This is a genomic window from Frigoribacterium sp. SL97, assembly GCF_026625765.1.
Taxonomy (GTDB): domain Bacteria; phylum Actinomycetota; class Actinomycetes; order Actinomycetales; family Microbacteriaceae; genus Frigoribacterium.
This window is the reverse complement of record NZ_CP113062.1, coordinates 2,075,882-2,090,212: the sequence shown is the minus strand read 5'-3', so window position 1 is coordinate 2,090,212 and position 14,331 is coordinate 2,075,882. Positions and strand designations below refer to the sequence as shown.

The 14,331-nt window shown below is 70.2% G+C and carries 9 protein-coding genes; 6 read left to right on the top strand and 3 right to left on the bottom strand.

Features of this window, described 5'->3' with window-relative positions; translation table 11 throughout:
• Window positions 1–24: 24 nt before the first annotated feature.
• On the bottom strand, window positions 25–1,803 hold the full coding sequence (locus OVA02_RS09920) for an NAD+ synthase (protein WP_123570142.1): 1,779 nt from the start codon (window positions 1,801–1,803) through the stop codon (window positions 25–27).
• Between the two features lie 37 nt (window positions 1,804–1,840).
• On the opposite strand from OVA02_RS09920, the gene OVA02_RS09915 reads away from it, so the two are divergent.
• The 5 genes from OVA02_RS09915 (at window position 1,841) to OVA02_RS09895 (ending at window position 11,300) form a co-directional block, all read left to right on the top strand.
• Window positions 1,841–3,178: a glutamine synthetase family protein gene (locus OVA02_RS09915; RefSeq protein WP_043592660.1), complete on the top strand. Its 1,338-nt coding sequence runs from the start codon at window positions 1,841–1,843 to the stop codon at window positions 3,176–3,178.
• Window positions 3,179–3,199: 21 nt separating this feature from the next.
• Window positions 3,200–6,145: a bifunctional [glutamine synthetase] adenylyltransferase/[glutamine synthetase]-adenylyl-L-tyrosine phosphorylase gene (locus OVA02_RS09910; protein ID WP_159826501.1), complete on the top strand. Its 2,946-nt coding sequence runs from the start codon at window positions 3,200–3,202 to the stop codon at window positions 6,143–6,145.
• Between the two features lie 506 nt (window positions 6,146–6,651).
• Window positions 6,652–8,238 (top strand): glycosyltransferase family 2 protein, encoded by a 1,587-nt coding sequence (locus OVA02_RS09905; protein ID WP_267658097.1) that lies wholly within the window; start codon window positions 6,652–6,654, stop codon window positions 8,236–8,238.
• A complete protein-coding gene (locus OVA02_RS09900) occupies window positions 8,231–9,814 on the top strand; it encodes a glycoside hydrolase family 26 protein (protein ID WP_267658096.1) in 1,584 nt (527 codons plus the stop codon). Before OVA02_RS09905 ends, OVA02_RS09900 begins: the two co-directional genes overlap by 8 nt.
• Window positions 9,815–9,869: 55 nt before the next feature.
• Window positions 9,870–11,300 carry a UDP-glucose dehydrogenase family protein gene (locus tag OVA02_RS09895; RefSeq protein WP_082460236.1) on the top strand — a complete coding sequence of 477 codons (1,431 nt, stop codon included), beginning with the start codon at window positions 9,870–9,872 and terminating at the stop codon, window positions 11,298–11,300.
• A 188-nt stretch (window positions 11,301–11,488) separates the two neighbouring features.
• On the opposite strand, the gene glnA is transcribed toward OVA02_RS09895, so the two are convergent.
• A complete protein-coding gene (gene glnA, locus OVA02_RS09890) occupies window positions 11,489–12,913 on the bottom strand; it encodes a type I glutamate--ammonia ligase (RefSeq protein WP_043592663.1) in 1,425 nt (474 codons plus the stop codon).
• A gap of 138 nt (window positions 12,914–13,051) precedes the next feature.
• Between glnA and OVA02_RS09885 the strand changes: the two genes are divergently transcribed.
• A complete protein-coding gene (locus tag OVA02_RS09885) occupies window positions 13,052–13,495 on the top strand; it encodes an RDD family protein (protein WP_123570140.1) in 444 nt (147 codons plus the stop codon).
• An 84-nt stretch (window positions 13,496–13,579) separates the two neighbouring features.
• Here the strand turns inward: OVA02_RS09885 and OVA02_RS09880 are convergent, their stop codons facing one another.
• Entirely contained in the window at window positions 13,580–14,302 is a 723-nt protein-coding gene (locus OVA02_RS09880; RefSeq protein WP_056045492.1) for a DUF4191 domain-containing protein, read from the bottom strand.
• Between the last annotated feature and the right edge of the window lie 29 nt (window positions 14,303–14,331).

Sequence of the window (14,331 nt, the reverse complement as noted above, 5' to 3'; positions counted from 1 at the left end):
GGTCGCCGACGGGCCGATCGGGCGTCAGACCGTCGTCGGCCGGTAGGTGATCGGCAGACGGCGGTCCCGGCCGAAGGCCATGCCCGAGATCTTCGGGCCGATCGCCCCCTGGCGGCGCTTCCACTCGGAGCGGTCGACCAGCTTCGTGATCTCGGCCACCGTGTCCGCGTCGTAGCCGAGCGCCACGACGTCGGCCGCCCCGAGCGCGTTCGTGATGTACCCCTCGAGGATGCCGTCGAGCACCTCGTAGGGCGGCAACGAGTCCTCGTCCTTCTGGTCCGGCCGCAGCTCGGCCGACGGCGGCTTCGTGATCGAGTTCTCGGGGATGGGCGCGGTCTCGCCGATCGACTCGGCGTGGGCGTTGCGCCACCGGGCGAGCTCCCAGACCATCGTCTTGGGGACGTCCTTGATCGGGGCGAACCCACCGACCGAGTCGCCGTAGATCGTCGAGTAGCCGACGGCGAGCTCGGTCTTGTTGCCCGTGGTCAGCACGAGGTGGCCGTGCAGGTTCGACAACCCCATCAGCACGAGCGCCCGGGCGCGGGCCTGGACGTTCTCGGCGGCGAGGCCGGTGAGGTGCAACTGGTCCTCGAACGGTGCGACGAGGCCGGCGATCGGTTCGGTCGAGTACCGCACGCCGATCCGCTCGGCGACGTCGTCGGCGTCGCTGCGGCTGTGCTCGCTCGACCACTGGCTGGGCATCGAGACGCCGTACACGGCGTCGGCCCCGATGGCGTCGGCGGCGATCGCCGCGCACACGGCCGAGTCGATGCCGCCCGAGAGTCCGAGGATCACGCTGCGGAACCCGTTCTTCCGCACGTAGTCGCGAGTGCCCAGCACCAGGGCGTTCCAGAGCTGCTGGCGGTCGTCGGGCAGGTCGGCGACGTCGCGCTCGACCGGGGACGAGGAGGCGCGCCCGGCGTCCGGCCCGGAGCCACCGGAACCGACGGTCGCGTCGGACGCCGGGTCGAGCTCGACGCGGCGGATGCCCTCGGGCAGCTCGGTGTCCGTGGCCGGCTCGGGGTCGAGGTCGACGACGAGCAGGTGCTCGTCGAACTGCGGGGCCCGGGCCAGGATCGTGCCGCTGCCGTCGACGACCACGCTGTCGCCGTCGAAGACGAGGTCGTCCTGACCGCCGACGATGTTGACGTAGGCCACCAGGGTGTCGTTCTCGACGGCCCGGCGGGTGACGAGGGGGAGGCGCACCTCGTCCTTGTCGCGGACGAACGGGCTCGCGTTGATCACGACGAGCAGGCCCGCGTCGGCGTGCAGCACGCGCTCGACGGGGCCACCGTCGCGCCAGAGGTCCTCGCAGATCACGAGGGCGACGTCGACGCCCGCCACGCGGACGACGAGCAACTCGTCGCCGGGGATGAACACGCGGTACTCGTCGAAGACCGAGTAGTTGGGCAGGTGGTACTTGGCGGTGGTCGTCACGACGCGACCGCCCTGCAGGACGCTGGCGCAGTTCTTCGCGATCGCGGTCGGGGCGTTGCTCGTGCCCAGGAGGCGCGGCTCGAACGGTCCGTCGGCGTGGCCGACCACCACGGGGAGGTCGCCCAGGCCCTCGGCCTCGAGGGTCTCGGCCAGCACCTCGACGGCGTGCCGACTGGCCTGGAGGAAGCTCGGCCGGCTGGCCAGGTCCTCGATCGGGTACCCCGTGACGCTCATCTCGCCCGCGGCGAGGAGGTCGGCGCCGGCGGCGTGGGCCCGGCGGGCCGCCTCGACGATCTGGGCGGAGTTGCCGGCGAGGTCGCCGACGACGGGGTTGGTCTGCGCGAGCGCCAAGCGGAGTCGGGGCATGTCCACTACCGTAGTGGCGGAGCAGAAAGGCCGTGGCATGGACAAACAGAGGGACTTCGTCCTCCGCACGATCGAAGAGCGCGGCATCAAGTTCATCCGCCTCTGGTTCACCGACGTGATCGGCACCCTCAAGTCCGTCGCCATCGCCCCGGCAGAGGTCGAGGGGGCGTTCGCCGAGGGCATCGGCTTCGACGGTTCGGCCATCGAGGGACTGACGCGCTCGTACGAGGCCGACGTCCTCGCGCAACCCGACCCGACGACCTTCCAGATCCTGCCCTGGCGGGGCGAGATCGATCCGACCGCCCGCATGTTCTGCGACATCACGACGCCCGACGGCCAGCCCGCCGTGGCGGATCCGCGCAACGTCCTGAAGCGAACCCTGGCCCGGGCGGGCGAGCGCGGCTTCACCTTCTACACGCACCCCGAGGTCGAGTTCTACCTCCTCAAGAGCGCGCAGCTCGGCGCCGACGGCCCCCAGCCGGTCGACTCGGCCGGCTACTTCGACAACGTCCCCGGCGGGACCGCCCACGACTTCCGTCGCCGCTCCGTCCGCATGCTCGAAGACCTCGGCATCTCGGTCGAGTTCAGCCACCACGAGGCGGGGCCCGGTCAGAACGAGATCGACCTGCGCTATGCCGACGCGCTGACGACGGCCGACAACATCATGACCTTCCGGACGGTCATCAAAGAGGTCGCCATCGAGCAGGGCGTCTTCGCCTCGTTCATGCCGAAGCCGTTCAGCCAGCACCCCGGTTCGGGCATGCACACGCACATGTCGCTCTTCGAGGGCGACTCCAACGCCTTCTACGAGGCCGGCGCCGAGTACCAGCTGTCGACCATCGGTCGTCAGTTCATCGCGGGCCTGCTCAAGCACGCCCCCGAGATCACGGCCGTGACGAACCAGTTCGTCAACAGCTACAAGCGCCTCTGGGGCGGCGACGAGGCGCCGAGCTTCGTGACCTGGGGCCACAACAACCGCTCGGCGCTCGTGCGCGTCCCGCTCTACAAGCCGAACAAGGGCAACTCGAGCAGGGTCGAGTACCGTGCCATCGACTCCGCGGCGAACCCGTACCTGGCCTTCTCGCTGATGCTGGCGGCGGGGCTCAAGGGCATCGAAGAGGGCTACGAGCTGCCCGCCGAGGCCGAGGACAACGTCTGGGGCCTGAGCGACGCCGAGCGTCGTGCCCTGGGTTACCGTCAGCTGCCCGCCAGCCTCGACCACGCCCTGTCGATCATGGAGAACAGCGAACTCGTCGCCGAGACGCTGGGCGAGCAGGTCTTCAACTACGTGCTCCTCAACAAGCGACAAGAGTGGAAAGAGTACCGGGCACAGGTCACGCCGTTCGAGCTGCGCTCGAACCTCGAGATCCTCTAGTCGACCGGCCACCCCGCCCTCATGCCCCGATCCGCGACCGGTCTCTCCGAGCTGGCGCGGCTCGGGTTCTCCGACCTCGGTGCCGGGCGAGACCGGCTCGACCGCCTCGTCGCCGAGGTGCCCCAGGTGCGCGACCTCGTCCCGTGGTTCGCCACGGTGGCCGACCCGGACGCGGCCCTGGCGCACCTCGAGCGATCGGTCGAGCGGGATCGTGCCGGCGTGGTCGAGTTGCTCGACGGCGAGGCCGGCCCGCGCCTCCTGAGGGTGCTCGGTGCCTCCGAGGGCCTTGCCGAGTTCGTCGCGCGTCGCCCGGCCGAGGCGGGCGTCCTGCTCGAACCGCTGGACGAACCACCGCCGGCCGCGACGTACCGTGACGACGTCCGTCGGGCGGCGACCGGGCTGACCGGCGACGAGGCGCGCGTCGCGCTCCGGGTCCGGTACCGGCGTCACCTGCTGCAGCTGGCGTCGTTCGACCTCGAGGCCGACGACCCCGTCGAGGTCCTGCCCCGCGTGGCCGCCGCCCTCGCCGACCTCGCGGGCGCCGCCCTCGACGCCGCCGTCGACGTGGCCCGACGCGAGGTCCCGTTCCCCGCCGCCGACGTCGAGCGCACCCGGCTCGCCGTCATCGGCATGGGCAAGGCCGGGGCCCGCGAGCTGAACTACCTCAGCGACGTCGACGTGGTCTACGTCGCCGAGGGCGTCGACGGGCTCGAGAACGGTCGGGCCGTCGAGATCGGCAGCCGTCTCGCGATGCACGCGGCTCGGGCGATCTCGGACCTCGCCGTCGAACCCGACCTCTGGGAGGTCGACGCGAACCTGCGGCCGGAGGGCAAGGACGGCGCCCTCGTCCGCACGCTCGAGTCGCACGTCGCGTACTACGAGCGCTGGGCCAAGGGGTGGGAGTTCCAGGCCCTGTTGAAGGCGCGGCCCCTCGCGGGCGACGTCGACCTCGGCGAGCGCTACGTCGCGGCCGTCGCGCCGTTCGTCTGGTCGGCCGCCTCACGCGAGAACTTCGTCGAGTCGGTCCAGGCCATGCGCGAACGGGTCACGGCCCTGATCCCGGCGGGCGAGGTCGACCAGCAGCTCAAACTCGGTCCCGGCGGACTGCGCGACATCGAGTTCACCATCCAGCTGCTGCAGCTCGTCCACGGGCAGGCCGACGAACGCGTGCACCAGCGCTCGACGCTCGACGCGTTGGGCGCCCTGGCCGCGCGGGGCTACGTCGGACGAGCCGAGGCCGCGGAGTTCGACCGCGACTACCGCGTGCTGCGCCTGCTGGAGCACCGCATCCAGCTGACGCGACTGCGGCGCACGCACCTCATGCCGACGGACGAGAACGCCCTCCGGGTCCTCGCCCGCGGCACCGGTCTCGCGCCGGGTGCCGCCCAACTCGTCGACCTGTGGCAAGGGGTGAAGCGTCGGGTCCGTACGTTGCACGTGCGGCTGTTCTACCGCCCGCTCCTGTCGGCCGTCGCGGCGCGACCCGAAGAAGACCTGGCGCTCAGCTCCGACCAGGCGTCGGCGCGGCTCGCGGCCATCGGATTCGCCGACCCGAAGGGCGCGCTCGGTCACATCGCCGCCCTGACGGCCGGCGTCTCCCGCCGGGCGAGCATCCAGCGCCACCTGCTGCCGGCCATGCTGCAGTGGTTCGCCGACGGCACCGACCCCGACCTCGGTCTGCTCGCGTTCCGGCGATTGAGCGACGGCCTCGGCGAGTCGTACTGGTTCCTCCGCATGCTGCGGGACTCGTCGGGGGCCGCCCACCGACTGACGACCGTCCTGTCGTCGTCGACCTTCGCCGCCGACCTGCTGGAGCGCATCCCCGAGGCCGCGGCGTGGCTCGAGAACGACGCGGAGCTCAAGGCCCGCTCCCTCTCGAGCCTCCTCGACGAGACGGCCGCCACCCTGGCGCGGCACCGTTCGCCCGACGCGGCGGCGACGGTCCTGCGGCAGGCGCGGCGCCGCGAGATCCTGCGGCTCGCCGTGGGCGGCATCCTGGGCATCCTCGACATCGGCACCCTGGCCCGGGGCCTGACCGCGGTGACGACGGCCTCGGTGACCGGGGCGTTGGCCCTCGCCCGCCGGGACGCCGGCGACCTCGAGTTCGCCGTGATCGCCATGGGCCGGTACGGGGGAGAAGAACTCGGGTTCGGTTCCGACGCCGACGTGCTCTACGTCTACCGCGCTCCCGAGGGCGACGAGACGGCCCATCGGCGTGCCCTCACGGTGGCCGCCGAGATGAGCCGACTCACGTCCGACGCCCTCGTGCCGTTCGACCTCGACACCGGCCTGCGCCCCGAGGGGAAGAACGGGCCGGTGGTCCGATCGCTGTCCTCGTACCGGGCCTACTACGCTCGCTGGTCGCTCACCTGGGAGGCCCAGTCGTTGTTGCGCGCCCGGCCCGTGGCCGGTGACGAGACGCTCCTCGACGACTTCATGGCCGTCGCCGACGCGGTGCGGTACCCCGCCGAGCTGACCGAGCAGCAGATCCGCGAGGTCAAGCGCATCAAGGCCAGGGTCGAGTCCGAGCGTCTGCCCAAGGGCGCCGAGCCCTCGCGTCACCTCAAGCTCGGTCGGGGCTCGCTGAGCGACGTCGAGTGGTTCGTCCAACTGCTCCAGCTGCAGCACGGGGTGGACGTGCCCGGCCTCCGGACCCCGTCGACGCTCGACGCCCTCGCCGCGGCGGTGGACGCCGGCCTGGTGGCCGACGAGGACGCCCGGCGGCTGCACGACGCCTGGATCATGGCCTCCCGGGCGCGCTCGGCGGTCACCCTCTGGACCTCCCGGACACAGGACGTCCTGCCACGGGACCGTCGGCAGCTGGAAGGCGTGGCGCGCCTGATGGAGTACCCGCCGGGCTCCGCCACGACCCTCGAAGAGGACTACCTCGCGGCCACCCGTCGGTCACGCGCCGTCTTCGAGCGCGAGTTCTACGGCATCGACGAGGCACCCGAGCCGCTCGGCTGACCCGTCCGGGACGTGCGACACGCCCGGGCTGCGCCGGAGGCGGTCGATCCGCTCGGGTCGACGTCGGGCCATTTCGCTGTACCCCGTTTGGCGGTGTTGTACCCCTGTGCACGTGTCCATCGGATTTCGGGCAGATGACCCACGGGTGGGGGGTGGTCGTCGACGGCGGCGTCGAGGCCCATCGCTGCCCATTGGGCAACGCCCGTGCCGGGCGCTGATTCCGGGCTCGTGACCAGGCTTTTCGTTCGGCGTCGGATCACGGCTGCCCGTCCCACCTGCGGACCGATCGAACGGTTCCGTTCGGACGTCGAGCCCTCACCGACGTGTCAGCACTTCTGTCGACAGCACCTTGCCCGACCCGACGTACCCCGACCGGCGCGCCCGGCCACCCGCGGTCGGGGGGTGGTTGTGAGCCGCCCGTGAGTGACTGAGAATTCCCTCAACCCGATAGACCAATTCCCCAGCGTTGCGGAAGCCGATCCCTTCTCACACCTCAGGTGGCCATCGTGTTGACCTTCATCCTGCAGATCCGATCCATGGCGGGCGGATACCCCGAGATCTACCTCTTCGCCGCCTACAGCGCCCTCATCTGGGTGCTCTGGATCATCAAGGTCCTGCTCTCCCGCCGCTACCGCCCCTTCACGGGCGAGTTCCGCGGCACGACCAGCGTCGTCGTCCCCGTCGTGGACGAACCGCTCGACCTCTTCCGGGACGTCATCGGCCGCATGGTCGAACAGGGTCCCGGCGAGATCATCGTCGTCATCAACGGCAAGCCCAACCCCGAGCTCGCCGCCGTCTGCGAGGAGTTCGGGCCGCTCGTCCGGTGGGTGCACACGCCGATCCCGGGCAAGCGCAACGCCGTCATGATCGGCACCGAGCTCAGCCGGGGAGACATCACCGTCCTGGTCGACTCCGACACGGTCTGGACGCCGGGCACCCTCTCCGAGCTGCTCCGTCCGTTCGCCCAGGAGAACGTCGGGGGAGTCACCACCCGCCAGCGCATCCTCGAGCCCGAGCGCAGCTGGATCACGCGGTGGGCCGACTGGCTCGAGAACTCCCGTGCCCTCTACTCGATGCCGGCGCAGAGCGTGCTGGGGCAGATCGGCTGCCTGCCGGGCCGCACCATCGCCTTCCGCCGCGAGATCCTCGTCCGGGTCATGGACAAGTTCATGACGGAGAAGTTCATGGGCGTGTTCCTCGAGGTCAGTGACGACCGCACCCTGACGAACCTCACGCTCAAGGAGGGCTACCGCACCGTCTACCAGCACACCAGCCTCGTCTACACGGACGCCCCGCTCCAGGTCAAGAAGCTCTACAAGCAGCAGCTGCGCTGGGCTCGCGGGAGCCAGTACAACACCCTCCGCATGATGCCGTGGATGGTCGGGCACGCCCCGCTCCTCGCGTTCTTCTTCGCCATGGACATCGTGCTGCCCTTCATGCTCATGGGCGTCATCGGCGGCTGGATCTACCGGGGGATCACCGGCCAGGGCGTGAACCTGTACCGCGGCATCCTCGAGGAGTACGGCGTGCAGACCGGTCTCATCAGCATCGTCGTCCTCATGGTGGTCTCGTCCGTGCTCAGCATGTCGATCCGTCAGATGCGCCACCTGGCCGAGAAGCCCTCGGACTTCTTCCGCCTCCCGGTGTTCATCATCGTGTCGACGTTCTTCCTCATGCCCATCCGGGTCATCGGGTTCTTCCGCATGGGTCACGCCAGCGGTTGGGGCACCCGGGCCGGGGCCTACGCAGGAGGCGCGGCGAACGACGAGATGCAGGGTGCGCTCGACGAGGTGGCCGAGGAGGCCCCCATCGACGCCCTCGAACGGCAGTTCCGCGACGGCGTCGACCCCGGGGTCGACACGCTCTTCGACTTCGGCTCGACGGCCGACGAGACGGACGAACAGGGTGCGGTCCTCGTCCGGAGCCGCAAGGCGGCCCTGGCCGCCGAGGCCGACGGCGCGACCACTCCGGCACCGGTGGCCGCCGTGGTCACCGCCACCGCGCCTCCTCGTCGTCGCCTCAACCCCAAAGCCGGATTCCCGTACCTGATCGGCGCCGCCATCATCGCCCTGGAGGTCTTCTTCATTGTCTGACTCGACACAGGACTTCGTCACCCCCGTCCACATGCATTCCGGCGCCTGGTGGGCCACCTCGCACGGCAACGCCCGGCGCACGGCGCTCGGCGCCACCGCCGTGGTGGTGTTGCTCGCGATGATCTCGTGGCTCATCTGGGTCTCGCCGTCCGACAACATCGTCCGCAGTGCCGTCACCGAGGTCACGGGCGTCGACCCCTCGATCAACGTCTCGTCGCTCAAGGCGGACCGGTCCGCGTTGCTCGACCAGCTGGTCTCCGCGAAGAAGCAGCTCGCCGAGAGCAAGGCCGCCCTGGCCGACGTGCAGCAGCAGGCCTGGACGTCCGAGGGACAGCTGACCGCGGCGCAGGCGAAGCTCGCCTCCGCCGAGTCGGCACTGGCCCAGGCACAGTCCGCCGCGGACTCGGGGGGCACCGGTACCGGGTCGGGCGCCGCAGGCACCGCCGGCGGGCGGGGGACCGGCGCGTCGACCGGCTCCGGGTCGGGTGGCACGGGGTCGAACGGATCGACCGGAGGCGGTGCCACGGGCCCCGTCACGGTCGAGACGCCGTCCCTCGCCTCGATCATCGACCCCGACTCGCGGTACTTCGGGCTCTTCACGGACCAGGCACCGTTCAACTGGGCGACCTACGACGCGCAGGAGGCGGCGGTCGGTTCCGAGGCCAACATGGTCGGGTACTTCCAGGGTTTCGACCAGGAGTTCCGTGCCGACGCCGTCCGCTCGTCCTGGTCGCGGGGCAAGCTGCCCGTCCTGACGTGGGAGTCGCAGCCGATCAAGGCCGGCAACAACGAGCCCGAACAGCCCGACTACAGCCTGACGAAGATCATCGACGGCAGCTTCGACTCGTACCTGACCACCTACGCCGACGACATCGTGGCCAACGGCATGCCGCTGGCCCTGCGGTTCGACCACGAGATGAACGGCACCTGGTACCCCTGGAGCACCGACTACGGCAACAGCAAGGGCGCCGTCAACGGCAACGGTCCCGCGGACTACGTGAAGGCCTGGCAGCACGTCCACGACCTGTTCGAGCGGCAGGGTGCGAACGACCTGGTCGCCTGGATCTGGGCGCCCACGCGGGTCGACCGTCTGGCCACGGGCAAGACGGGCGGGAGCAACCACACCACGGAGGCCTTCCTGGCGACCCTCTACCCGGGCCCCGAGTACGTCGACATCGTGGGCATGTCGGGCTACTACCGCCCGCCGTACGACGACAAGTCCAAGCCGACCTTCGACAGCACCTTCGGGGCCACCCTGAAGCAGCTCCGGGCGATCGCACCGGGCAAGAACATCCTGCTCGCCGAGATCGGCGCCAGCGAGACGGGTGGCTCGTCGGATCCGACGGCCACGAGCGAGAAGGCGCAGTGGTTCAACTCGCTGTTCGCCGCGCTGGCCGATCCGGCGAACGCGGACATCATCGGCTTCTCGTACTTCGACCTCGTCGCCACCACGGTCGTGGACGGGGTGCGGTCGACCAACGACTGGCGCCTCACGTCCCGGTCCGACAGCCTCGCCGCCTTCACCGCGGGGATCACCCGACGCGACGTCGGTTACGACCTGCAGCCGTCGCCGTGACGACAGCCACCACCTTCCCCTTCTCCCGCCTCTTCCCCATCCCCAGGAGCGCATCATGAAGAAAGACGCCACCACCCCCGAGTCCGCCGTCGCCGCGACGGGGGCCGACGCCACCTCGGTGAAGCCCCGAATCAGCGTCATCGGCACCGGCTACCTCGGCGCCACGCACGCGGCGGCCATGGCCGAGATGGGCTTCGACGTCATCGGGGTCGACACCGACCCCGCCAAGGTCGCCGCCCTGGCCGAGGGGCGCGTGCCGTTCTTCGAGCCCGGCCTGCCCGAACTCATCCTCGAGCACGTGGGTTCCGGTCGACTCTCCTTCACCACCGACCTCGCCGAGGCCGTGGCCCTGTCGGACGTGCACTTCATCTGCGTCGGCACGCCGCAGCGCCGGGGGAGTCACGCCGCGAACCTCTCGTACGTCGAGGAGGCGACCCGCAACGTCGCCGCCGCCCTGAGCCACGACGGCCTCATCGTCGGCAAGTCGACCGTCCCGGTCGGAACGGCGGCGCACCTGCGCGAGATCGTGGCGGGCGTCGTCCCCGCCGGTGTCTCGGCCGACCTCGTCTGGAACCCCGAGTTCCTCCGCGAGGGCCATGCCGTCGAGGACACGCTGCGTCCCGACCGCATCGTCTTCGGCGGCACCGACGTCCGCACCGAGGCCCTGATGCGTGAGGTCTACGCCCTGCCGATCGCCACGGGCACGCCCGTCATCTCGTGCGACCTGCCGACCGCCGAACTCGTCAAGGTCAGCGCCAACGCGTTCCTCGCGACGAAGATCTCGTTCATCAACGCCATCAGCGAGTTGTGCGAGGCGGCCGGTGCCAACGTCTCGACCCTCGCCGACGCGCTGGGCTTCGACGACCGCATCGGACGCAAGTTCCTGAACGCGGGGCTCGGCTTCGGCGGCGGGTGCCTGCCGAAGGACATCCGTGCCCTGATGTTCCGGGCCAACGAGCTGTCCGCCCACCGCGTCGTCGGGCTCATGCAACAGGTCGACGAGATCAACATGGCCCAGCGCCAGCGGGTCATCGACCAGGCGATCGACGCCTGCGGCGGCTCCGTGCTCAACCGGCGCATCGCGGTGCTCGGGGCGGCCTTCAAGCCGCACACCGACGACGTGCGCGACTCGCCGGCCCTCAACGTCGCGGCGGCCCTGCACCTCCGGGGCGCCCAGGTGCTCGTCGTCGACCCCGAGGCCACGCAGACGGCCCAGCGGAGCTTCCCGACGCTGTCGTTCGCGGACTCGGCCGCCGAGGCCGTGACGGACGCCGACGCGGTGCTGCTCCTCACCGAGTGGCCCGAGTTCGTCGGGGCGGACGCGGCCGGGCTCGCCGAGCTCGCCGCCAACCCCGTGGTGATCGACGCGCGCAACGTGCTCGACGCCGAGGTCTGGTCGGCCGCCGGCTGGGAGGTCCGTCCGCTGGGCGGCCGTCGCACGCCGGCCCAGCGTCGCGTGCTGACGCCGACCGCCGTACCCGCCTGACCGGATCGTCGGGCACGGGCTGACGGGCCGCCTCCCTCGGGAGGCGGCCCGTCCTGCGTGCGCCCCCGCGCCTCTTGGTCCGGGGTGACCCAGAGGAGGCGCGGGTCGTCACCCCGAGGCCCGCTGGGGCAGCGACGCGAGAGGCCCGCACCCCCTCGGGGATGCGGGCCTCTCGTGGTGCGACGGCGTCAGACGCCGAAGTACAGCTCGAACTCGAAGGGGTGAGGACGCTGCGCCATGGGCAGGATCTCCTTCTCGCGCTTGTAGGCGATCCAGGTCTCGATGAGGTCCTCGGTGAACACGTTGCCCTTGGTCAGGAACTCGTGGTCGGCCTCGAGCGCGTCGAGCGCACCCTCGAGCGACGCGGGCACCTGCGGGATGTTCTTCGCCTCCTCGGGCGGCAGCTCGTAGAGGTCCTTGTCGACCGGCTCGTGCGGCTCGATGCGGTTCTGGATGCCGTCGAGGCCGGCCATCAGCTGCGCGGCGAACGCCAGGTACGGGTTCGAGGCGGCGTCGGGGACGCGGAACTCGATGCGCTTGGCCTTCGGGTTCGTGCCGGTGATCGGGATGCGGATGGCCGCCGAACGGTTGCCGGCCGAGTACACCAGGTTCACGGGGGCCTCGAAGCCCGGGATCAGACGGTGGTACGAGTTGATCGACGGGTTCGTGAAGGCGAGGACGGCGGGAGCGTGCTTGAGCAGGCCACCGATGTACCAGCGGGCGAGGTCGGACAGGCCGCCGTAGCCGTTCTCGTCGTAGAACAGCGGCTTGCCGTCGTTCCAGAGCGACTGGTGGGTGTGCATGCCCGAGCCGTTGTCGCCGAAGAGGGGCTTCGGCATGAAGGTCGCGACCTTGCCCCACTGCTCGGCGGTGTTCTTGACGATGTACTTGAACTTGAGGATGTCGTCCGCGGCGTGGACCATCGTGTCGAACTTGTAGTTGATCTCCTGCTGGCCGCCGGTGCCCACCTCGTGGTGCGCACGCTCGAGCTCCAGACCCGAGTCGATCAGCTTGAGGCTGATGTCGTCGCGCAGGTCGGCCGTCTTGTCGACGGGGCTGACGGGGAAATAGCCGCCCTTGTACGCCGTCTTGTTGGCGAGGTTGCCGCCCTCTTCGACGCGGCCGGTGTTCCAGGCGCCCTCTTCGGAGTCGACGCTGTAGAAGCTGGCGTTCTGCTTCACCTCGTAGCGGACGTCGTCGAAGATGTAGAACTCCGCCTCGGGGGCGAAGAAGGCGGTGTCGGCGATGCCGGTCGACGCGAGGTACTTCTCGGCCTTCTTGGCGACCTGGCGCGGGTCACGGCTGTACAGCTCGCCGTTGCGCGGGTTGAAGATGTCGAACACGAGGACGAGCGTGCGCTCGGCGCGGAACGGGTCGACGTACCCGGTCGTGACGTCGGGGATGAGCTGCATGTCCGACTCGTGGATCGAGGCGAAGCCCCGGATGGAGGACCCGTCGAAGAGCTGTCCGACGGAGAAGAACTCCTCGTCGACCGTGGAGGCGGGGATGTTGAAGTGCTGCTGGACACCGGGAAGATCGGTGAAGCGGATGTCAAGGAACTTGACGTCGGTGTCCTTGATGAACTTCAGCACCTCGGAAGAATCAGTGAACATCTAGATGTCTCTCCAATGGGCTTGGAACGGATCGGATGCGGGACGCAGCCTCCGTCGAGGCTACGGAGGGGCCGTTTCGCTGCGGTGTCCCTGATGTTTCGGGCATGTTACGGCTCGGCCCCTCGGTAGGCTCGATGCATGCCCGATCGCACCGCGCCTCCTTCTCGTCCCGCCTCCGTGGGCGGCCCCGACGACGGCGCGCAACGCTGGCCGGGCGAGCGTCTCGGGCTGCCCGAGAAGGGGCCGCGCTCCGTGGCCCGACTCGGACGGCGCGTGGCGGGGCTCGCCGTCGACTGGGCGATCGCCTACGCCGTCGCCGCACTCTTCTTCGGCGGTGAGGGCCTGGCCATCACCGGGGTCTTCCTGCTGATGCAGATCCTGTTCCTGGTGCTCTTCGGCGGCACCCTGGGGCACCTCGCCCTGGGCATGCGCCTCGTGCCGATGGCGGGCGGTCGCATCGGCGTCGGCCGGCCGGTCCTGCGGTCGGTGCTGCTCGTGCTCGTCATCCCGGCCGTCGTCTGGGACCTCGACCAGCGCGGGCTGCACGATCGCGTCGCCGGGACGCTGCTCGTCCGCGTCTGAGGCACCCGTCCCGCACGCACGACGGCGCCCCTCCTGGTCGGAGGGGCGCCGTCGTCACGTCAGGTCGAGGCGGGGGTCGCCAGGTCAGCGCGGACGGCCCGACCGCACCTTGAAGGGGTCGACACCCTTGGGGATGGGCAGGCCGTTCTGGCCGAGGGACTGGAGGCGGTTGCTGACGGCCAGCACCTCGTTGCGGTTGATGGACGACTTGAGCTTGTTCATGCGTCCGGCGAGCTTGTGGAGGGGCACGGAGTCCGCATCGGGGCCGACGTTCAGCACGTGGACCGGCACGTTCGGCAGGATGCGCGTGACCTTGCGACGCTCTTCGTCGACGAGTCGGCGGGTCTGGCCGGCGCCGCCCTCGGCGATGAGCACCACGCCCGGCCGGCCGACCGCGCGGTACACCGCGGCCTGACTGCGCCCCTGGACGGCGACGGGCATCTCGGCGGCGCGCCACGCACGACGCAGGCCGCTCTTCATGACGGCACCGACGGCACCCGGCTGCCCCTCGATCTGCGAGTAGGCCGCGCGCTCGGCCTTCCGACCCAGCACGATCAGCAGCAGCAGGAACCCGAGCATGACGCCGACGACGATGTAGAGCACCAGCGCGAGCACGTTGCCACCCGTGAGCAGCAGCGCCGCGGCCACGCCGAGCAGCACGGGCACGAAGAACGCCAGCAGCATCATCGGCAGCGCCGTCTTGTCGACGCGGCGGGTCATCTGGAAGACCTGCCACATCTGCTTGAAACGGCCGGGTTCCTTCGGCGGTTTCGGGGACGTGTTCTCGGGAGACGTGCGTCGAGCCATGTGCACCAGGATACGGGGTCGGCGGTCCC

Coding starts and splice junctions, on each gene's coding strand:
- OVA02_RS09910 (WP_159826501.1), top strand. CDS start 3,200: ATGCCCCGATCCGCGACCGGTCTCTCCGAGCTGGCGCGGCTCGGGTTC.
- OVA02_RS09885 (WP_123570140.1), top strand. CDS start 13,052: ATGCCCGATCGCACCGCGCCTCCTTCTCGTCCCGCCTCCGTGGGCGGC.
- OVA02_RS09920 (WP_123570142.1), bottom strand. CDS start 1,803: ATGCCCCGACTCCGCTTGGCGCTCGCGCAGACCAACCCCGTCGTCGGC.
- OVA02_RS09880 (WP_056045492.1), bottom strand. CDS start 14,302: ATGGCTCGACGCACGTCTCCCGAGAACACGTCCCCGAAACCGCCGAAG.
- OVA02_RS09915 (WP_043592660.1), top strand. CDS start 1,841: ATGGACAAACAGAGGGACTTCGTCCTCCGCACGATCGAAGAGCGCGGC.
- glnA (WP_043592663.1), bottom strand. CDS start 12,913: ATGTTCACTGATTCTTCCGAGGTGCTGAAGTTCATCAAGGACACCGAC.
- OVA02_RS09895 (WP_082460236.1), top strand. CDS start 9,870: ATGAAGAAAGACGCCACCACCCCCGAGTCCGCCGTCGCCGCGACGGGG.